Annotated in this window: 20 protein-coding genes and 1 pseudogene; 16 read left to right on the forward strand and 5 right to left on the reverse strand. The window is 71.8% G+C overall.

What is annotated here, in order from left to right; all coding sequences use genetic code 11:
- Window positions 1–68: 68 nt before the first annotated feature.
- Window positions 69–455, forward strand: coding sequence for a type II toxin-antitoxin system RelE/ParE family toxin (locus ACFYQA_RS05905; RefSeq protein WP_388912097.1), 387 nt, complete (start codon window positions 69–71; stop codon window positions 453–455).
- Entirely contained in the window at window positions 452–766 is a 315-nt protein-coding gene (locus ACFYQA_RS05910) for a helix-turn-helix domain-containing protein (RefSeq protein WP_388912100.1), read from the forward strand. The genes ACFYQA_RS05905 and ACFYQA_RS05910 overlap by 4 nt, the downstream gene beginning before the upstream one ends.
- 173 nt (window positions 767–939) lie before the next feature.
- On the opposite strand, the gene ACFYQA_RS05915 is transcribed toward ACFYQA_RS05910, so the two are convergent.
- Window positions 940–3,831, reverse strand: a complete 2,892-nt coding sequence (locus ACFYQA_RS05915; RefSeq protein WP_388912103.1) for a beta-N-acetylglucosaminidase domain-containing protein — start codon at window positions 3,829–3,831, stop codon at window positions 940–942.
- Between the two features lie 335 nt (window positions 3,832–4,166).
- Between ACFYQA_RS05915 and ACFYQA_RS05920 the strand changes: the two genes are divergently transcribed.
- The 8 genes from ACFYQA_RS05920 (at window position 4,167) to ACFYQA_RS05955 (ending at window position 11,381) form a co-directional block, all read left to right on the forward strand.
- Window positions 4,167–4,430, forward strand: coding sequence for a hypothetical protein (locus ACFYQA_RS05920; protein WP_388912392.1), 264 nt, complete (start codon window positions 4,167–4,169; stop codon window positions 4,428–4,430).
- Window positions 4,431–6,896: a 4-alpha-glucanotransferase gene (gene malQ / locus ACFYQA_RS05925; RefSeq protein ID WP_388912106.1), complete on the forward strand. Its 2,466-nt coding sequence runs from the start codon at window positions 4,431–4,433 to the stop codon at window positions 6,894–6,896. It abuts the gene before it with no gap.
- Window positions 6,897–6,994: 98 nt separating this feature from the next.
- Entirely contained in the window at window positions 6,995–7,285 is a 291-nt protein-coding gene (locus ACFYQA_RS05930; RefSeq protein ID WP_388912109.1) for a hypothetical protein, read from the forward strand.
- 181 nt (window positions 7,286–7,466) lie between these two features.
- Window positions 7,467–7,685, forward strand: coding sequence for a hypothetical protein (locus ACFYQA_RS05935; RefSeq protein ID WP_388912112.1), 219 nt, complete (start codon window positions 7,467–7,469; stop codon window positions 7,683–7,685).
- Between the two features lie 216 nt (window positions 7,686–7,901).
- Window positions 7,902–8,618, forward strand: coding sequence for a VanZ family protein (locus ACFYQA_RS05940; RefSeq protein ID WP_388912115.1), 717 nt, complete (start codon window positions 7,902–7,904; stop codon window positions 8,616–8,618).
- Between the two features lie 79 nt (window positions 8,619–8,697).
- On the forward strand, window positions 8,698–9,393 hold the full coding sequence (locus ACFYQA_RS05945) for a response regulator transcription factor (protein ID WP_388912118.1): 696 nt from the start codon (window positions 8,698–8,700) through the stop codon (window positions 9,391–9,393).
- Window positions 9,386–10,465, forward strand: coding sequence for a sensor histidine kinase (locus ACFYQA_RS05950; RefSeq protein WP_388912121.1), 1,080 nt, complete (start codon window positions 9,386–9,388; stop codon window positions 10,463–10,465). The genes ACFYQA_RS05945 and ACFYQA_RS05950 overlap by 8 nt, the downstream gene beginning before the upstream one ends.
- Window positions 10,466–10,643: 178 nt before the next feature.
- Window positions 10,644–11,381 carry a nitroreductase family protein gene (locus ACFYQA_RS05955; protein WP_388912124.1) on the forward strand — a complete coding sequence of 246 codons (738 nt, stop codon included), beginning with the start codon at window positions 10,644–10,646 and terminating at the stop codon, window positions 11,379–11,381.
- A gap of 131 nt (window positions 11,382–11,512) precedes the next feature.
- Here ACFYQA_RS05955 and ACFYQA_RS05960 read toward each other — a convergent pair whose 3' ends face one another.
- Entirely contained in the window at window positions 11,513–12,022 is a 510-nt protein-coding gene (locus tag ACFYQA_RS05960) for a MarR family winged helix-turn-helix transcriptional regulator (RefSeq protein WP_388912127.1), read from the reverse strand.
- Between the two features lie 117 nt (window positions 12,023–12,139).
- Between ACFYQA_RS05960 and ACFYQA_RS05965 the strand changes: the two genes are divergently transcribed.
- Window positions 12,140–13,096, forward strand: a complete 957-nt coding sequence (locus ACFYQA_RS05965) for an EamA family transporter (protein ID WP_388912130.1) — start codon at window positions 12,140–12,142, stop codon at window positions 13,094–13,096.
- 289 nt (window positions 13,097–13,385) lie between these two features.
- On the opposite strand, the gene ACFYQA_RS05970 is transcribed toward ACFYQA_RS05965, so the two are convergent.
- A complete protein-coding gene (locus ACFYQA_RS05970; RefSeq protein ID WP_388912133.1) occupies window positions 13,386–13,994 on the reverse strand; it encodes a TetR/AcrR family transcriptional regulator in 609 nt (202 codons plus the stop codon).
- A gap of 93 nt (window positions 13,995–14,087) precedes the next feature.
- Between ACFYQA_RS05970 and ACFYQA_RS05975 the strand changes: the two genes are divergently transcribed.
- From ACFYQA_RS05975 to ACFYQA_RS05985, 3 genes and pseudogenes are all read left to right on the forward strand, one after another.
- Window positions 14,088–14,837 (forward strand): SDR family oxidoreductase, encoded by a 750-nt coding sequence (locus tag ACFYQA_RS05975; protein ID WP_388912136.1) that lies wholly within the window; start codon window positions 14,088–14,090, stop codon window positions 14,835–14,837.
- A 5-nt stretch (window positions 14,838–14,842) separates the two neighbouring features.
- Window positions 14,843–15,685, forward strand: a pseudogene (locus ACFYQA_RS05980) (transposase); the annotation flags it as partial.
- A 104-nt stretch (window positions 15,686–15,789) separates the two neighbouring features.
- Window positions 15,790–16,446: a hypothetical protein gene (locus ACFYQA_RS05985; protein ID WP_388912139.1), complete on the forward strand. Its 657-nt coding sequence runs from the start codon at window positions 15,790–15,792 to the stop codon at window positions 16,444–16,446.
- A 105-nt stretch (window positions 16,447–16,551) separates the two neighbouring features.
- Here the strand turns inward: ACFYQA_RS05985 and ACFYQA_RS05990 are convergent, their stop codons facing one another.
- The gene (locus ACFYQA_RS05990; protein ID WP_388912142.1) at window positions 16,552–16,959 is read right to left on the reverse strand and encodes an ATP-binding protein; all 408 of its coding nucleotides are present in this window, start codon (window positions 16,957–16,959) and stop codon (window positions 16,552–16,554) included.
- A 229-nt stretch (window positions 16,960–17,188) separates the two neighbouring features.
- Here ACFYQA_RS05990 and ACFYQA_RS05995 point away from each other — a divergent pair, with 229 nt between their 5' ends.
- Window positions 17,189–18,040, forward strand: coding sequence for a helix-turn-helix domain-containing protein (locus ACFYQA_RS05995; protein WP_388912145.1), 852 nt, complete (start codon window positions 17,189–17,191; stop codon window positions 18,038–18,040).
- Window positions 18,041–18,044: 4 nt separating this feature from the next.
- Window positions 18,045–18,245 (forward strand): DUF397 domain-containing protein, encoded by a 201-nt coding sequence (locus tag ACFYQA_RS06000; protein ID WP_388912148.1) that lies wholly within the window; start codon window positions 18,045–18,047, stop codon window positions 18,243–18,245.
- Between the two features lie 75 nt (window positions 18,246–18,320).
- Here ACFYQA_RS06000 and ACFYQA_RS06005 read toward each other — a convergent pair whose 3' ends face one another.
- Entirely contained in the window at window positions 18,321–19,163 is an 843-nt protein-coding gene (locus ACFYQA_RS06005; RefSeq protein WP_388912151.1) for an oxidoreductase, read from the reverse strand.
- Between the last annotated feature and the right edge of the window lie 51 nt (window positions 19,164–19,214).

Consider the following 19,214-nt stretch of genomic DNA (forward strand, 5'->3'; position numbering starts at 1 on the left):
CCGGATGGCCTGCCGGTCGTGCTCGCCGTCACAGGCCCATAGCACTCATGTCATATATCATCGAAGTTATGAACGGTGAGCGGTACACGGTCGAGATCGAGCCCGAGGTGCGCCTCTGGCTGGAGAACATCCCGGCCCGTCAGTACATCACCGCCGAGCAGAAGGTCGACCGGCTCGCCGAGAACGCCGCCACGCTCGGCGAGCCCTATACCCGTCATCTCGGCGGCAAGCTCCGCGAACTGCGCTTCGACCTCGACGGCAATGCCCAACGCGTCACCTACTGGATCGCGCCCGGCCGCCGCGTCGTGCTCCTGACGGTGTTCCGCAAGACCAGGATGCGTGAGACGGCGGAGGTGGAACGTGCTCACGCCGCCCAGGCCACCTGCGAGGCCCGCCACGAACCGGCCGGCGAGCACACTGTCTACCACCGCGATATCAAGGAGGAACTGCGATGAACCACGCCGAGTGGAAGACTCGCCGCCACCGCAAGCTCCTGAGCGAGACGGCTGAGGACAACCCCGAGTACGACCGCCTCTACGAAGAGGCCGAACTGGCCCATGACCTGGGGCAGATGGTCTACGACCGGCGTACCGCGCTCGGCCTGTCCCAGACCGAACTCGCCGAGCGCTGCGGCATGAAGCAACCTCAGATCTCCCGCATCGAAGGCGGTGGCACCGTCCCCACCATCCCCCTTCTCCGACGGCTGGCCCGCGCCCTCGACGCCGACCTGAACATCAACCTCACTCCGCACGGCAACGCCGCCTGAACGAAGACCCCGAAAGCCGGTGTGCATCAGGCCGAACGGCGTCGGTTCGGCCTGATGCGGCGCGTCACTGCCCGCTGTCCACGGCCCGCCGAGCAGCACCCTCCCGGCGTGCTCCCCGTCAGCCGGTGGAACGCGAAGGTCCGGCCGGGGTGCGGCACACAACGCCCCGGCTGTCAGTCCGCGACCGCGTACGCCTCCACCGACCACAGGGAATAGCCCCACTCGGTGGCGCGCCTCTCGCCCTGGACGCGGACGTGGCGGACGTCGGGTTCGTCCATGCGGAGCGTCTCCCGACCGCCGCCGCTGTCCGCCACCGATACCGCCGTACGCCAGTTGTGACCGTCCGCCGAGACCTCGACGCGGTACGCCGACGGGTGCGCGTCCTGCCAGTGCAGCGCGACCTTCCCGAGCCGCACCGGGCGTTCCAGCTCGACCTGCCAGAAGGCGTCGTCCTCGACGGGTGACGACCAGCGTGTCTCGGGATTACCGTCGTTCGCCGCCGAGGCGGGGAAGTCGGGCGTCTCGTCGGCCGAGGAGCTCGCCGTGCCGGTGCGGGCCAGGTCGGGCCCGGCGGTGCGCGGGACGGCGTTGACCGGCAGCGTTTGTGTCACCCCGCCGAAGCCGAGCCGCACCTCGTACGACCGGACCGGCGTCCCCGGCTCCACCGTCACCTCGACGGGCACCTCTACGGGCGTGCCGCGCGGGACGGTCAGGGCGCCCTTCGGAACCCGTACCTTCACGCCCTTCGGCGCCTCGACGGTCACCTTGCCGCGCACCTGCTCGGGGAGCAGCGAACCGAGCGTGGCCGTCAGCCGCCGGGTGCCGCCGATGTCGGTGTCCGCGGGGCCGTCCGGCAGCGTCAGCGAGACGCCGGGCTCGTCCGTGAACCACGGCACGACGTGCCGTACCCGGGAGGCGTCCGCGCCGGTGACGCGGACGGCGCCGGCCGGGCCGTCCACCCGCAGCTCGGTGGCGCCGGACCCGGTCAGTGCGCCCAGGCGGCGCCAGCCCGCGCCCGGCGCGTGGATCTCGACCGTCCCCGTGGTGCCGGGCTCGGCCAGGACCGTCACCGTGCTCAGGTCCCGGACCCGCGGCAGCTGGAGCACGCCGTCGTCCGACCGGCCGCCGGAGCCGGCGGTCGCCTCGCGGCCGATGCCCGCCCAGGTCTCGTACGCGTCCCGGGCCCGGTTCAGGAACGGGTCCAGGACGCCCTTGCCGACCGTCACCCGGGCGGGCTTCAGCAGCGTCCGCCGTTCGGCCAGCTCCCGGTAAGCGGTCCAGGCGGCGCCCGTGTCGTCGGACTCCTGCGCGCGCAGCATGTCGAGCACGGTGAGGCCGGCCTCGCCGTAGCGGGCCAGCTGCCCGGTCCAGGGGGCGGCCTCGTCGGCGAGCGAGGCGGTGCGCGGATTGTCGGCCAGGGTCCCGGGCAGCTCGCGCAGCACCGTGAAGGCGGCGCGCAGCCGCTTCTCGGCCGCGCGGCCCTCGTCGCCGCCGGCGTCCGCGCGGGTCCGCCAGAACTCCTTCAGCAGCGGCCGCAGATACGCCGACTCCTCGGCGCCGAGGACCGAGGACGCGGCGTTGCCCGCCAGCGCGGACAGTGCCTCGCCCAGGACGGGGTCGCCGCCCGCGAGGTCCTTGATCGCGGCCCGCCAGGACTCCTGGGGGCGGTAGTCGCGCGGGTTCCAGGCGAAGTCGGCGGCCGTGAACAGGGGGATGCGGGACGCCTCGGGCTGCTCCATCGCGTTCGCGAGCAGGGCGGCCGAACCGGCGGCCACGGCGGGCTCGCGGCCCTGGTAGGGGCCGAGGAAGATCCGGCCGGGGGCGAAGTCGTTGACCGGGTAGTTGTCCATGGTCACCAGCGGGCGCGCGAACACCCTCCGCGCCTCGGCCAGGTCACCGCCCGTGATGGTGCTCGGCACCACTCCGACTCCGGTCCACGCCACCTCCACCCCGGAGTCCAGGGCGTGCGAGAGGCCCCGCCGGTACGCGGTCGACCCGTCCTCGTAGTACTCGGTCGGCATCAACGAGAGGGCAGAGGAACCGGGATGACGGTCCGCCAGGTGGCGGGCCACCGCGTTCGCCACGTGCGCCTGGGCGCGGGCGGCGGCGTCGGGGCCGGAACCGAAACGCTTCGCGTCCTCCCCGCAGTGCCACTCGCTGTAGCTGACGTCCTGGAACTGCAGCTGGAAGGTGCGGAAACCCAGCGCCCACATCGCGTCCAGTTTGCGGGTCAGTGCGCGCAGGTCGTCGCCGGAGGCGAAGCACATCGCCTGGCCCGGGGCCACCGCCCAGCCGAGCGTGACGTGGTTGCTCCGGGCCCGCTCCGCCAGCTCCCGGAACTCCGCGCGCTGCCGGTCCGGGTACGGCTCGCGCCAGCGGGCCTGCCGGTGGAGGTCGTCGCCGGGTGCGTACAGGAACCGGTTCTGCTTGGTGCGGCCCATGAAGTCCAGCTGTTCCAGCCGCTGTCGGTGTGTCCACGGGGTTCCGTAGAAGCCCTCGGTGATCCCGCGCACAGCGGTGCCCGGCCAGTCGCGTACGACGGCGGCCGTGAAGGTGCCGTCGGGGCGCAGGAGCTGACGCAGCGTCTGGACGGCGTGGAACAGGCCGTCCTCGCCCGCGCCGGTGAGCGCGACGGTCTCCTTGCCGACGGTCAGGGTGTAGCCGCCGGAGGGGAGGGCGTAGAGGTCCGGCTGGGGGGAGCCCATAGGTCGGTCCGCGCCCATCCGCACCACGAGCGCCCCCTCGGGCGCCTTGTCGCCGGGGGCGGTGAACCGGCGCGCGCCGGCCTCCCGCAACAGCGCGCGCAGGGCCTCGACGGCGTGGGGGTCGGCCGACGCGTCGGTGCTCAGGACGACCTCGTCGGTCACCGCGACCGGGGCGCCGTTCGCCCGCAGGGACTGGGGGCGGGGCCAGACGGCCAGGTCCGCCTCGACCCGGTCGGGCACGGGGGACGTGGTCGTCCCGGGAACGGAGGGAGCCGCCGCGGAGACGGGCACGGCGCCCAACGTCCCGGCGACGACGACGAACGCGATGGCGGCCGCCCTCTTCCCACGCCGCAGCTGCAAGGCCCCTCCCAAGGAGACAGAAACCATTCCGTGACAGAGCAGGAGCCCATCATTGTGCTTCGGGCGTGTCAATGAGAGTGGCCGTTGTGGCGGGTTTGCCCGCATGTGGAATGCGGGAACGGGAACACAATGTGAGCAGGAACATGTTCCCCGAATTGAGGTGCCTGTCTTCGCGTCCCCTGGGTAGGGGCTGCGAGGAACCCCGCCGACAGGCACATCCGTGCGCAAAGTTTCCTGCCGATCCGCTTGATCCCACTTGATTCGATTGTTTTCGATTGTTTTCGACGAGGAGGCCCTCAGTGGCTGCTGCACCGGCGTTCGTTCTGTCCCCGCCCATGTCCAAACCCGAGGCGGATCCGTCCGCCGACCTCGACGGCCCGCACAGCGTCGAAGCCGAAGGCATGTACGCCTGCGTCTTCAGCGCGGAGGGCCCCTGCGCGGGAGTCCCGCTCACCAGCGAGCCCCCACTGCCCGACGCCGAACCCCTCACCAGTGAGCCCCCGCTCTCCGACGCCGCCCCCCTGACCAGCGAGTCCGACGCGGCCATGGACGCCAGTGGACTCGACTCCTTCCCGGCGCAGTACGTCCCGGAGCCCTAGATGGCCGGCGCCGGACCGGCCGAGCCGCCCTCCGAGTCGTCGTCCTCCCGCCCTCCGAAGCCGTCCCCCGAGCCGTCCTCGGGGCAGCCCCCCGAGCCGACTTCCGCATCGCCTTCCGGCCCTTCCGGGGCACGGTCCGGCCCTTCCGAGCCGCCACCCGGCCCTTCCAAGGCACCCTCCGGCCCTTCCGAGCCGCCGCCCGGGGTTTCCACGCCGCCCTCCGGCCCGGAGCCGACTTCCGGGCCCTCCGCGGATCTGTCCCGGCTCGCCGCCCTCCATGGCGTCGCCACCTCCTACGCCCCCTCCCCGGACCGTACGGTCGCCGCCTCGGCCACCGCCGTCATCCGCGCCCTGGCCGCCCTCGGCGTGGACGCGGGGACCCCCGAGGCCGTCCGCGACGCGCTCGCCACCGGCGAGCGGGAGCGGGCCGAGCGGCTGCTGCCGCCCACCGTGGTCGGCTGGGGCGCCGGCATGGCGCCCGCCCTGGCCGCGCTCCCCGAGGGCACCCGGCTGCTCGTCCGCACCGAGCAGGGCGAGATCCGCGCCTCGGCCGACAACCTTCCGCCCGGCGTGCACCGGGTGACCGCCACCGCGCCCGACGGCCGTACCGGCGAGGCCCACCTGATCGTCGCCCCGCCCCGGCTGCCCGCGCCCCCGGCCCGCTGCTACGGGCTCCTCGTCCAGCTCTACTCGCTCCTCTCCCGCCGCTCCTGGGGCATGGGCGACCTCGCCGACCTCGGTGAACTCGCCACCTGGGCCGGCCGCACCCTCGGCGCCGGATTCGTCCAGATCAACCCGCTGCACGCGGCCGTCCCCGGCACTCCGACCGACCCCTCGCCCTACCGGCCGTCCTCCCGCCGTTTCCCCGACCCGGTCCACCTGCGGATCGAGGACGTGCCGGAGTTCGCGTACGTGGGGGAGGGCGCGGGCGGCGCGGAGGGCGCGGGTGCGGGCGGCATGGAGGGCGCGGGCGTCACGGGCGCCGCGGGGGCCGAGGACGACCGCGACCGGCGGCGGAACCTGCGACGGGACCGGCTGGAGGACCTGCTCGGGCGGGCCGCGGAACTGCGCGAGGCGGTGCTGGACAAGGGCGCCCTGATCGACCGGGACGCCGTCTGGGCGACCAAGAAGGCCGCACTCGAAGCAGTCGTGAACGAGGTACCGCTCGGCCCCGGCCGCCTCGCCGCCTACCGCGACTTCCTCGCCGAACAGGGCCAGGCCCTGGAGGACCACGCCACCTGGTGCGCGCTCACCGAGGTGCACGGCCCCGACTGGCACACCTGGCCCGCCCCCCTGCGCGACCCGCGCTCGCCCGGGACCGCGCGCGCCCGCCGCGAACTGGCGGCCCGGGTCGACTTCCACTCCCGGCTGGCCTGGCTCACCGACACCCAGCTCACCGCCGCCCAGCGGGCCGCGCGCGAGGCCGGGATGCCGCTCGGCATCGTCCACGACCTCGCGGTCGGCGTGCACCCCGGTGGCTCCGACGCCTGGGCACAGCAGGACACCCTCGCCGCCGGCATGTCGGTCGGAGCGCCCCCGGACGCCTTCAACGCCCGCGGCCAGGACTGGGGCCTGCCGCCCTGGCGCCCCGACCGGCTCGCCGCCTGTGGCTACGCGCCGTTCCGCGCCCTGCTCCAGGCCCTGTTCCGGTATGCGGGCACTCTGCGCATCGACCACGTCATGGGCCTGTTCCGGCTCTGGTGGGTGCCCCAGGGGCAGCCGCCCACCGAGGGCACGTACGTCCGCTACGACGCCGAGGCGATGCTCGCCGTCCTCGTCCTGGAGGCCTCCCGCGCCGGGGCGGTGGTGATCGGCGAGGACCTGGGCACGGTCGAGCCCGGCGTACGCGAGGCGCTGCGCGAACGCGGGGTGTACGGGACGTCGGTGCTCTGGTTCGAACGGGACTGGGAGGGCGACCGACGGCCGCTGCCGCCGGAGACCTGGCGCGCCGACTGCCTGGCCACCGTCACCACCCACGACCTGCCGCCCACCGCGTCCCGCCTCACCGGCGAACACGTCGAGCTCCGCGACGGTCTCGGCCTGCTCACCCGTCCCTTCGCCGAGGAGCACGCGGAGGCCGTCGCGGACACCGCGGAGTGGCTGGACCTGCTGACCCGGCTCGGTCTGCTGCACGGCCACAGCACGCCGGGCGCCGCCGCTCCCACCGAGGAGGAGGCACACATCCAGGCCGTCCACCGCTACCTGCTGCGCACCCCCGCCCGGATGATCGGCGTCTGGCTCCCCGACGGCGTCGGCGACCGGCGCCCGCAGAACCTCCCCGGCACCTGGGACCAGTACCCGAACTGGCGCCTGCCCATCGCCGACGCGCAGGGCCGCCCGATCTCGCTGGAGGACCTGACGACGTCCCCGAGACTGCGCGCCCTGCTCGACGTGGTGCGCACCCACATCGACCGGCCGGGCGGAGCGGACGGTACGGACAGCGCGGACGCCCTGGGCGAGACCTGAGGGCAAACCCGGTCGCACCGGTACATAACCGGTGCGACCGGGATCCCGTACGCACCCCCGGACGCGCGGGCCCCACGGCGGTTCGCTACGTTGGCACCGTGGACAAGACGAACGCCCTGCGCGCCGGCGCCCTGGCAGCCGGTACGACGCTGATGATGCTGCTCATGACGTCCCCCGCGCTCGCGCTCACCCGCGACGACGGCGACGACCCCGGCACGGGCCTGAGCGTGATCGAGACGCTGGGACTGTACGTCGCGGCCCCGATCGTGCTCTTCCTGGTCATCGCCGGGCTGGTGATGGTCCTCGACAAGTCGCACAAGAAGAAGGACACGACCAGCTCCAACATCAGGATCAAGGCCGACGACACCAAGGCCGGCGTCAAGGCCTGACCCCGGTCCCGGACTCCGGCCGGTCGTCCCCGCATCTTTCCGAGGGCGCCGACCCCGCCACCCGTACGTGTGAATCGCCGTACGGGGGCGGGGGCGGCGCCCTTCGTGTCGGCCGCTGTTCCACTCTTTCCGGTCTGAGACGATCGCCGGGACCGTGGGAACGAATGCAGGGGTGGGGAACATGATTGCTCTGGTGCTGCTCGGCATCTTGGCGCTCGTCGTCGGCGGGTGCGCGTGTGTGGTGTGGGCGGAGCGCGGTGGACCCCGCTGGGCCCGTGTCGTGGCAGCCGCGACGCTCGCCGCGGGGGAACTGCTGCGCAGCTCCGGGAAGAACCGGAGCCGGGGCCTGAACCAGTCCACCGGCGACGGCGACGGTGGCGGTGGAGGTGGCGGTGACTGAAGGTTGTCCCGTAACCGGTGCGCCCGTGCAGTGCGATGTTCACGGACGAGTCGTCCAGCACCCGCCGTGGCCGGGCCGGCGCGATCACCAGCGGCGGGACCAGGACCGTCTCACTGCCGGCTTGCGCCGGTTCCTCGATGCCGGGGATCGCGTGTATCGCGGGCGTATCGAAAATCGCATACGCCACCGCAACGGCCCTCCGTCTCCAATGAGGGCATGAACCACAACGCATCCCTGTCGGCACCGCCCCGCCGCACGCGCGGGATCGTGCTTCTCGGCCTGGCGATCCTCGGCGTGGCGAGCGCCGCGTTCGTCGTGCGGCGGCCGCTCATGATGGCCGCTCCGATGTGCATGGCCGGACGGTGGCACGGCTGCTTCGACACGTTCAACGGCGTGGTGCTCATGACGTTGGTCACGCTGCCGTTGGCCGCGCTGGTGGTGTGGGCTCTGGCGCGCCGTCGGCGTGCCGCCGGCGTCACAGCGGCGTGGCGGATGTCGCTGGCCGAGGTGGGCATGGTCCACGGGACGGTGCCGTTCCTGTGGATGACCATGATGCCGGGCGCCGGGGCCGGTACCGTTCCCGGCCGGGTGAGCCTGGTACCGCTGCGGGACCTGCTCACGATGGGGCCGCTCGGGATCGCCGGCAACCTGCTGATCTTCGCGGCGCTGGGATTCTTCGCCCCGATGCGGTTCGCGGCGTCGGCGTCCTTGCCGCGGATCCTGGTGCTCGGGGCGGGCTGCTCGGTCCTGGTCGAAACCGCACAGTACGTCCTGCGGCTGGACCGGGTGTCCTCCGTGGACGACGTACTGGTCAACGCCGCCGGCGCCGTGCTGGCCGCGCTGGCGTCGCGCCGCTGGTGGCGCACCACGGCGGAAGCGCCGTCGGACCGGCCTCGCCCCGCGGAGGCACCGGCACCGGCACCGGCGGGCTGAGCCGCGTGTCCGGTGTGCACACGTCTTTGCACACGCCTTTGCGTACGTCGGCGACATGTGTGCTGCTTAGGCTTCGGACATGCGCGTACTGATCGTGGAGGACGAGCCCTACCTGGCCGAAGCCGTCCGTGACGGTCTCCGGCTGGAAGCGATCGCCGCCGACATCGCCGGCGACGGCGACTCCGCCCTGGAACTGCTCAGCGTCAACTCCTACGACCTCGCGGTCCTCGACCGCGACATCCCCGGCCCCTCCGGCGACGAGGTCGCCCGGCGCATCGTCGCCTCCGGCAGCGGCATCCCGATCCTCATGCTCACCGCCGCCGACCGGATCGACGACAAGGCGTCCGGGTTCGAGCTCGGTGCCGACGACTACCTCACCAAGCCGTTCGAACTGCGGGAGCTCGTCCTGCGGCTGAGGGCGCTCGACCGCAGACGCGCGTACGCCCGGCCCCCGGTCCGCGAGATCGCGGGCCTGCGCCTCGACCCCTTCCGCCGGGAGGTCTTCCGCGACGGACGCTACGTCGCGCTCACCCGCAAACAGTTCGCCGTGCTGGAAGTCCTCGTCACCGCCGAGGGCGGGGTCGTCAGCGCCGAAGAGCTGCTGGAGCGGGCCTGGGACGAGAACGCCGACCCCTTCACCAACGCCGTCCGCATCACCGTCTCCGCACTGCGCAAACGGCTCGGCGAACCATGGATCATCGCCACGGTGCCGGGTGTCGGCTACCGCATCGACACCGGCCCCGACACCACCCGCCCCGGCAGTACGCATGCGTAGACGCCCAGGGCTCAGCGTCCGACTGAAACTCACCCTCAGCTACGCCGGGTTCCTCGCCGTCGCCGGCGCTCTCCTGCTGGCCGTGGTGTGGGTGTTCCTGCTGCGCTACGTCCCCGACAACACCAAGGGCCTTCTCGGGATCGCGCCCAACCGCTACCTCCTTGTGCGCACCTTCGCCCCCGCCGCGGCCGTGGCGATGGTCTTCCTGCTCGGGTTCGGCCTCGTCGGGGGATGGATCCTCGCCGGCCGGATGCTCGCACCGCTCACACGGATCACGGCCGCGGCACGGACGGCCGGAAACGGATCGCTGGCCCACCGCATCCGCATGGAAGGCCGCCAGGACGAATTCCGCGAACTCGCCGACGCGTTCGACACCATGCTCGAACAACTCGAGTCGCACGTCGCCGAGCAGCAGAGGTTCGCCGCGAACGCCTCCCACGAACTGCGCACCCCGCTGGCCATCTCGCAGACGATGCTCGACGTCGCCCGCCGGGACCCCACGCGGGACCGGGACGAACTCCTCGAACGCCTGCAGGCCGTCAATACGCGCGCGATCGACCTCACCGAGGCCCTCCTGCTGCTCGGCCGCAGCGACCGCGGGAACTTCATCCGCGAGAGCGTCGACCTCTCCCTCGTCGTCGAAGAGGCCGCCGAAACCCTGCTCCCCCTCGCCGAACAGCGTGGGATCACACTCGACATCACCGGCGGGGCGACACGGACCAGCGGCTCCGCGGAGCTCCTGCTGCGGATGGTGACGAACCTCGTCCAGAACGCCATCGTCCACAACCTCCCCGCCGGCGGCACCATGACGGTCCACACCGAGGCGCAGGGCGACGCGAGCGTGGTGCGGGTCGAGAACACGGGTCGTCCGCTCCCGCCGGAACTGGTGCCGACCCTCACCGAGCCCTTCCAGCGCGGAACGGAACGCGCACGCACCGACGAGCACGCCGGCGTCGGCCTCGGCCTCGCCATCGTGCACAGCATCGTCCGCGCCCACGACGGGACCCTCGACCTCGTCCCCCGCCCCGCCGGCGGTCTCCTCGTCACGGTCCGGCTTCCCGGCACGCCGTAGGCGGCGCCCCCTTTCCGTCCCTGCCCCCCGCTTTCACCCCTTTCACCACCTTCACCGCCTTCATCGACGGGCTGAAGGGGCGTCAGGGACTCCCGGCGCGGTAACGACACCGAGCGTCGCAACGACGCGTGCACGACCGGGTGTTCAGGGTGGAGGACGCTGTTCCTAGACTCCGTCCATGAACACTCAAGCCACCCTGCCCGAGGTACCGGCCGGCGACGCCACCGAACCGGCCCTCTTCGCGACCATGTCCACCATGCGGGCCATGCGGCGCCTGAAGCCCGACCCGGTGCCCGAAGAGCTCCTGGACCGGCTGACACAGGCGGCCGTCTGGGGCCCCAGCGGCGGCAACATGCAGCGCTACGAGTACGTCGTCGTCACCGACCCCGAGGTCATGGCCGAACTCGCGCCGCTGTGGAAGCGGTGCGTGGACGCGTACCTCGCCACGACCGGCAAGTACGCCCCCGCCGGCATGGACGAGGCCGCGTACGGGCGCATGGTCGCCGCCATCGAGTACCAGCGCGACCACTTCGCCGAGACCCCGGCGCTGATCATCCCCTGTTACCGGTTCCCGGAGCCGAGGATGGAGGAGGAGGGCGTGCGGAAGTACGCCGAGGCGCTCGGCCCCGAGGCGACGGCGCGCATGGGACGGATCCAGGAGCGCTTCTCCGCCCTCGCGGAGGGCTCCTGCGTCTACCCGGGCGTGCAGAACCTGCTGCTCGCCGCGCGGGCCCTGGGCCTGGCCGCCAACATCACCATCTGGCACCTGATGCTGGAGGAGGAGTGGAAGGCGGCCCTCGGCATTCCCGAGGACATGAACACCTTCGCGGCCATCCCGGTGGGCTGGCCGCGCGGCAACTTCGGCCCGGTGAGCCGCCGCCCGGTCGCGGAGGTCGTGCACCGCAACCGCTGGTAGGGCATAGGCGCCGGATCGCCGGGCCGCCGGGTTGTCGCCGGGCGCCGGGCGGGGGAGGGTGCCCCGCCCGGGAGCGCGGGGGCGGCCCGGCGTTCGGCGTTCCCGCCGCCCCCAGGGCGTCGGCCGATCCGCTACTTCTCGGTGGCGAGCAGCAAGTCCCTCAGCAGGTCGGCCAGTTGTCCCGCCCGCTCCCCGTCCAGGGCGGACAGGGCCTCCGTCTGGAGGGCGAGGCCCGCGCCGACCGCTTCGTCGGCCAGGCGCAGGCCCTGGTCGGTGAGCGTGACCTGGAGTCCCCGGCGGTCGTGCGGGTCGGGGGAGCGGCGCAGCAGTCCCGCCCGCTCCAGTTTGTCGAGGCGGCCCGTCATCCCGCCGGTGGTGAGCATCAGCGTGGCCGAGAGCTGACGCGGGGACAGGGCGTAGGGCTCGCCGGAGCGGCGCAGGGTCGCGAGGACGTCGAACTCCCCGCGCGAGATGCCGTACTTGGCGTACGCCCTCTCCAGCCGGTCGCCCATGGCGCGCGAGAGCCGGGTGATGCGGCCGAAGACCTCCATCGCGACCGTGTCGAGGTCCGGCCGCTCCCGGGCCCACTGCTCGACGATCGTGTCGACGGGGTCCTTGCGCTGCTCGGGGCGTGCACTCATGGGCAGGAGTATCCGCCTCCCTCCCGGTCGCCCGCAAGAAAGTAGCTTGCTGGAAAGTTGCTTAGTGCTAAGCTAGTATCTGCCTACTCGAAGCCGTCCCGGGAAGAGGTGCGCCCCATGGCCCCGAACCGCGCCACCCTGATCGCGCTCACCGCCCTCGCCCCCGTCTCCTGGGGCACCACCTACGCCGTCACCACCGAGTTCCTCCCCGCCGACCGCCCCCTGTTCACCGGCCTGATACGGGCCCTGCCCGCCGGACTGCTCCTGCTCGCGCTCGCCCGGGTGCTGCCGCGCGGCGCCTGGTGGTGGAAGGCGAGCGTGCTCGGCGCACTGAACATCGGGGCGTTCTTCCCCCTCCTGTTCCTCTCCGCGTACCGCCTGCCCGGCGGGACGGCCGCGGCCGTCGGTTCGATCGCACCGCTGTGCGTGGTCGGCCTCTCGGTGCTGCTGCTGGGGCAACGGCCGACGGGGCGCACCCTGCTCGCCGGGACCGTGGCCGCGGGCGGCGTGAGCCTGGTCGTCCTGAAGGCGGCCGGGGCACTGGATCCGCTCGGTGTGCTCGCGGCGCTCGCCTCCATCGCCTCCATGTCCACCGGCACCGTGCTCACCCAGCGGTGGGGCCGCCCCGAGGGCGTCGGCCCGCTCGCGCTCACCGGCTGGCAACTGACCGCGGGCGGTCTGCTCATCGCCCCGCTCGCCCTGTTGATCGAGGGCGCCCCTCCCGCCCTTGACGCCCCGGCGGTCGGTGGCTACCTCTACCTCGCCCTGGTGAACACGGCGGTCGCGTACTGGCTCTGGTTCCGCGGCATCGGCCGCCTCACCGCCACCCAGGTCACCTTCCTGGGCCCGCTCTCCCCGCTCACCGCGGCCGTCGTCGGCTGGGCGGTGCTCGGCGAGACACTGACGCCGTGGCAACTGGTCGGCATGGCACTGGCGTTCGGGGCGACGATGGCGGGTCAGCTCGCACCCGCGCCTCGACGGAAGGCATTTGAGCGAGGGGAGCCCGAGCGGAGCGTTCCGCGGCATCGTGAGGCGACGGACTGCCGTCCGTCGGTGGCGGCCCCCTGCGAGTAGCGGCGGGGCGGTGGACCGTGGAGCGTCCACGGCACCCGCCGTCCGCCGGATCCGCGCGGCCCCTCCGCCTCGTACCGGTACGGGCGAGCCGAGGTGGCCGTCGATGGCAGGGGGTGTGCCGCGGGAGGCCGTCGGGACGGGCCGGGCGACGGTGGGGGCTGCGCCGCGTGAGGCCGTCGGGACGGGCCGCGCGACGGTGGCGGGATGGTGGCTGGGGCGGCCGTCGGCTGCGTCGTCCTGGTGCGCGTCGCCGGGTACGTGCGGCACTTCCGCGCGTACCGGAACGGTCTCAGACGGGCGGCCAGTTGCGCAGAGCGGCGTCGGCCATCTCCTGGAGTTCGTCGCGGGCCACACCGCTCGCGGCCTGCACAGCGATGCCGAATGCCAGGGTGGTGACGTAGCGGGCCAGTAGCCCCGGATCGGTTTCGGGAGGCAGGTCGCCGTCGTCGACGGCCCGCTGGAACCGCTCCCGCACACTGCAACACCCGTTGTTGCGCCAAGCGGCGAGGAGGTCGCGGACGCCGCGCCCGGGATCGCTGGTCGCCAGGGCCCCCTGGACGCCCAGGCACCCTTGAGGACGGGCCGGGCGGGTGGTGGTCCGGACGGTGCCGCCCAGGATCGCGGTGGCGGTGCCGAGGGCGGTCGGCTCGTCGAGGGCCCGGGCCAGGTATCCGCCAGGGCCCTCGGTGTAGCGCTCCAGGGCCTTGCGGAACAGCTCCTCCTTGTTGCCGAAGGCCGCGTACATGCTGGTGGCGGAGATGCCCATCGCCCCGGTCAGGGCGGACAGGCTGGCCCCTTCGTAGCCGTGCTCCCAGAAGACCAGCATGGCGCGCTCAAGAGCCTCGTCGGCGTCGAATCCCCGCGGCCGGCCGATGGGGCCGCTCTGTTTGGTTGCCACCCCCGCAGCCTACCTCTTCCGTATCGGTCGATGCAGAAGTGCTACCGTTCGACTTCTGCATCGACCGATGCAGAAGTCGAAGGAGGCTGTTCCATGGGGCTACTCGAAGGCAAGACCGCTCTCGTCACCGGCGGCGGCAGCGGAATCGGCCTGGCCAGTGCGGTACGGCTGGCGGCCGAGGGCGCACACGTCTTCATCACCGGCCGGCGCAAGACCGAACTCGACGCGGCCGCCGAAGCGATCGGTTCGGCGGCCACCCCGGTGGTCGGCGACATCTCGGACCTGGCCGACCTGGACCGCCTCTACGAGACGATCCGCAGCCGGGGACAGGGCCTGGACGTCCTGTTCGCGAACGCCTCCGTCGCCGAGTTCATGACGCTCGAGCAGGTCACCGAGGAGCACTTCGACACCCTCTTCGGCATCAACGCCCGGGGCACGCTGTTCACCGTCCAGAAGGCGCTCCCCCTGCTCAACGACGGCGCCTCGGTGATCCTGAACGGCTCCACCAACGTGGACGTCGGCGCGGAGGCGTTCGGCGTGTACGCGGCGGCCAAGGCCGCCACCCGGTCGTTCGCCCGGACCTGGGCCAACGAACTCAAGGGACGTGGCATCCGGGTCAACACCGTCACACCCGGCCCGACCGACACCCCCGGCCTGTCGGGGCTCGCCCCCGACCCGGAGCAGGCCGCCGGCCTCAGGCAGAACCTGGCGGCGCAGGTACCGCTGGGCCGGCTCGGGCGCCCGGAGGAGATCGCCGCCGCCGTGGCCTTCCTCGCCTCCGGGCAGAGCAGCTTCATCACCGGTTCGAGCCTGTACGTCGACGGCGGCCTGAACCAGATCTGAGTTCTCCCCGCCTGCTCAACCGCGACGACGAGGACTTCGTCGTCCGGAGGGCCGCCACCCGACCGACACGGCTCGGCAAGCCCTTCCCCCGCTGGTCGATCCGCAAGCTCGCCGATCACCCGCGCGGGAACATAGCCCGGCCCGTCCGGACCGGTCGGGAGGCCCTGCGCTGCTTACCGGCCCGCCGCGGGATCTCCTTCCAGCGCACGAAAACCTGGAAGGAGTCCCCGGACGCGGACTTCGACGCCAAGCCCGCCCGCATCGAGTACGTGATCAACGAGCGGCCCGGCCGCACGTTCGCCTTCGACGAGTTCGGGCCGCTGGGCATCCGCCCGACCGCCGGCTCCTGCTGGGCCGAGCGAGGCCGCCCCGCCCGGCTGCCGGCGACGTTCCGCCGCACCCACGGGATCACCTGCTTCCACGGCAGCCACTCCGTCGGGGACGACCAGATGTGGGGCGTCAACCACAGAAGCAAGGGCATCGACCACACCTGGGCGGCCATGCGAACGATCCGGGCGGCCCGTCCGGACGGCGCCCCGATCTACGTGATCCTCGACAACCCTTCCGCCCACACGAACTGGCGGATGAAACGGTGGGCAGCCAAGAACAAGGCCGAGCTGTGCTTCACCCCGACCTACGCGACCCTGGGCCGACCCCGTCGAAGCCCACTTCGGCCCCTGTGGCAGTCCACCCTCGCCGACTCCCACCACCCCAACCACACCGTCCGGCCCCGAGCCCCGCACGCCTACCTGCGCCGGCGCAACAAGAACGCCCGCCACCCCGACGTCCTCGCCGCTCAGCGCCGAGAGCGCGCCCGCATCCGCAGAGAGAAGGGCATCCGCTGGGGTCGCCCCACGCACCCAAGCAGCCTGATCACCCCAACCGGCGCACCCTCACGGACAACGCACCAGCTGGAAGGGGTCGCCCTCGTCTCCCGCGATACGGTGCTGTCATGTCTCGATCAGTCGAAACCGGATCAGTCTTGTCTCCCGTCACCGCGGACGACGTCGACCTTGCCGTGCGGCTCGCCGTGAACATCCTCCGGGACGCACCCCCGGAGGGGTGGGGCGGTAAGGCCGGTTCGCTGGAGTGGGACTGCTGGGAGACCGTCGAGCACATCGCCAACGACCTGTTCTACTACGCCGTGCAGCTGGGGCCGCAGAGCCCGCCGCTGGACACCCATGTGCCTTTCGCGTTGAGCCGGAAGAGGCCGGACGGGCCCATGGTCTTCGCCTACGCGGAGCGTGATGCGGGCCCGGCCGGCCTGGTGCAGGTGCTGGAGGCGTGCGGTGCGCTGCTGGTCGCCATGGTGCGTACGGCGTCGCCCCGGGTCCGCGCCCACCACGCCGCCGGGGTGTCGGACCCCGAAGGCTTCGCGGCGTTGGGGGTGCAGGAAACGCTGGTGCACATGCACGATGTGGCGGAAGGCTTCGGGCTTGCCTGGACCCCGCCCTCCGCTCTCTGCTCGCGGGTGCTCGCCCGCCTGTTTCCAGAGGCTCCGGGCGGTGCGGATCCCTGGCTCACCCTGTTGTGGGCCACCGGCCGCGCCGAACTGCCGGGGCACCCTCGTCTCACCACGTGGCGCTCGGACAGCACACCGCGGTCATAGGAGGAGATCGGCTTCCGCCGCGACCGGGCTGATGATCGTGCCCTTACCGCGGCGAGAGCGCACCGGGCCACCCGTCCCAACCGGCAACCCGGCGAACCTGTGCGGTCACGGCACCAGCTCGCACCATACGTACTTGCCTTGACTGCCCTCACGCGAGAGCGGCTGCCAGCCCCAGACATCGGCACAGGCCCGCACCAGGGCGAGACCCCTTCCGTCCTCCCGGTCCAGCGCCGGTGTGAAGGGCTGCGGCGGCTCGGGCGGGGACGGGTCCGCGTCCCACGCCCCGATCCGCAGAACCCCCGACGCCGAGCAGCGCACCCGCAACGCGGCGGGCCCCTTGGTGTGCCGCACGGCGTTGCCGATCAACTCCGTCGCGAGCAGTTCCGCGACGTCGACCTGCCCGATCAGGCCGTGCACCGTGAGGATCAGACGCAGGGTGCGACGGCAGACGGTGACGGCTCTGGGGTCGTTCGGGATGGAGAGGGAGTACTCCCATGGGTCGGTTTCGGACATGCGAACTCCTCTGGGGTGAAGGTTGGTTGGGGTGGGGCGCTCTCTCGGGTCGCGGTGTCGATGCCGCTCGCGTTCCGGCATGGCGGAGCGGTGCACTTCCGTGACGTCGAGTGCGTAACGTGTTTGCTGCATCACCGAAAGTAGGTCATAAATTTATGACACGGCAAGCCTGTCGAGTAACCTGCCCCCGAACGTGTCGCTCCCGTGCGGCCGTTGAAAGGGGAACGACATGCCGCCCAGACGGCAGCCCACGGCGCGCCAGGCACGCTTGGGGGCCGAGCTGCGGAAGCTGCGTGAAGCCGCCGGACTGAAGGCCACCGAGGTGGCGAGCCTGCTCGGAGTGAACTCCGTGCAGATGAGTCAGATCGAGTCCGGTATCGCGGGAGTGAGTGAGGAGCGCCTGCGGCGCCTCGCCGCCCACTACGCCTGTGATGACGAGGCGTTGATCGCGGCGCTGGTGGTCATGGCGACCGAGCGAAAGAGAGGCTGGTGGGAGGAGTATCGGGGTTCACTGCCCAACGCCTTCCTGGATCTCGCGGAGCTGGAGCACCATGCCGGCTTCCGGTGGGACGTGGACTTCCTGCACATCCCGGGGCTTCTGCAGACTGAGGACTACTCTCGCGCACTCTTCTCCTACGTGAACCCCGAGTTTCCGAAGGGCGAGGTGGAGCGCTGGGTGGAGCACCGGATGCAGCGCAGGGTCATCATCGACCGGGCTGACCCGATTCCGTACGCGGCCGTCATCCATGAGGGTGCACTGCGGATAAGGGTCGGTGACCGAGTGGCGGCGCGGAGGCAACTCGCTCGCGTCCTGAGTATCTCCGATGCTGACCATGTCACCGTGCGCGTCATCCCCTTCGACCTGGACGACTTCGGAGGAGCGGGGAGCGCCATGGTGTACGCGGGTGGAGCCGTTCCTGAGTTGGACACCGTCGTTCGTGACGGTCCCAATGGTCCTGCGCTCATCGATGACGAAGCCCAACTGGCGCGCTATCGAAAGCTCTTCCGTAGGGTGGAGGCGGTGTCACTCGACGCCGAACGGACGCGTGACTTCATTCACGGACTGGCGAAGGAGCTATGAGGAAATGATGTCCCCCGACGCCTGGCGGAAGTCGTCCTTCTCCGGCGGTGGGCAGGGTGACGCCTGCGTCGAAGTCGCCCCCCGCCACTCCCGCATAGCCATCCGCGACTCGAAAAACCCTGCCCGCGGCATCCTGACCGTGCCCGCCGCCGCGTTCGCGGTTTTCATCGATGAGTTGAAGAAGTCCCAGGGGCACCCGGTGTGACGCGGGGGCCCCTGGAACGGGCGGCAGCGGCAACGGGTTTGGTGGACAAGCCGACCTCTGCCCGGATCTACCCCGTTAGCCTCGCAGGTCGGACAGGTCCTCCTCGCTGAGGCTGAGGTCGTTCGCCGCGAGGTTCTCCTCCAGGTGACCGAGCGAACCGGTGCCCGGAATCGCCAGCAGCGACGGCGATGTCGCCAGCAGCGAGGCGAGGTGCACCTGTGTGGTGGTCGCGCCCAGGTCAGCTGCGACCCTGGCGAGCCGTTCGGCGTCCAGCGGACTGACGCCACCGCCGAGCGGGAAGTACGGCACGTACGCGATACTCGCTTCCTCGCATGCTGCCAGCAGCCCCATGTCGCCGGTGTACCGGTTCTGCACCGCCGCGACAGGCGCGATCTCCCGGGCCTCGGCGAACTGGACGGCGTCGACGTTACTGACGCCCAGGTGCCGGATCATCCCCTCCGCGCGAAGCTCAGCCAGTACCGTGAACCGTTCGGCGACCGACTCGCCACCCAGCCCGGTCATCCCACCCACCCGCAGGTAGACCAGGTCGAGCCGGTCCAGCCCAAGAGAACGCAAATCTGCCTCGATCAAGCCGCGTAGCTGATCAGCCGTCGCCTGCCCGCTCGGCACACCCTCTGGCGTGGGCAGTGGCCCGACCTTCGTCGCGATCACCAGATCGTCACGGTACGGGGACAGCGCCCTACGGATCAGCTCGTTGGCCCGCACCGCACCCCGGCGGTAGAAGCCGGCCGTGTCGATGTGGTTCACACCCAGCTCCACGGCGCGCCGGAGCACCGCAAGGCCGTTGCCAGGGTCTCGCGGCGGGCCGTCAAAAGTGCCTGCCGCCAGACGCATCGCGCCGAAGCCGAGCCGGTTGATGGTCAGGTCTCCGCCGAGGGAGAACGTCTTGATCGCCATAAGACTCATGGTGTTCACCGCCACGACGCCCCGCGAGCTTGTGGCAGTTTG

The organism is Streptomyces sp. NPDC005774 (genome assembly GCF_042871645.1).
GTDB classification, from domain to species: Bacteria; Actinomycetota; Actinomycetes; order Streptomycetales; family Streptomycetaceae; genus Streptomyces; species Streptomyces pratens.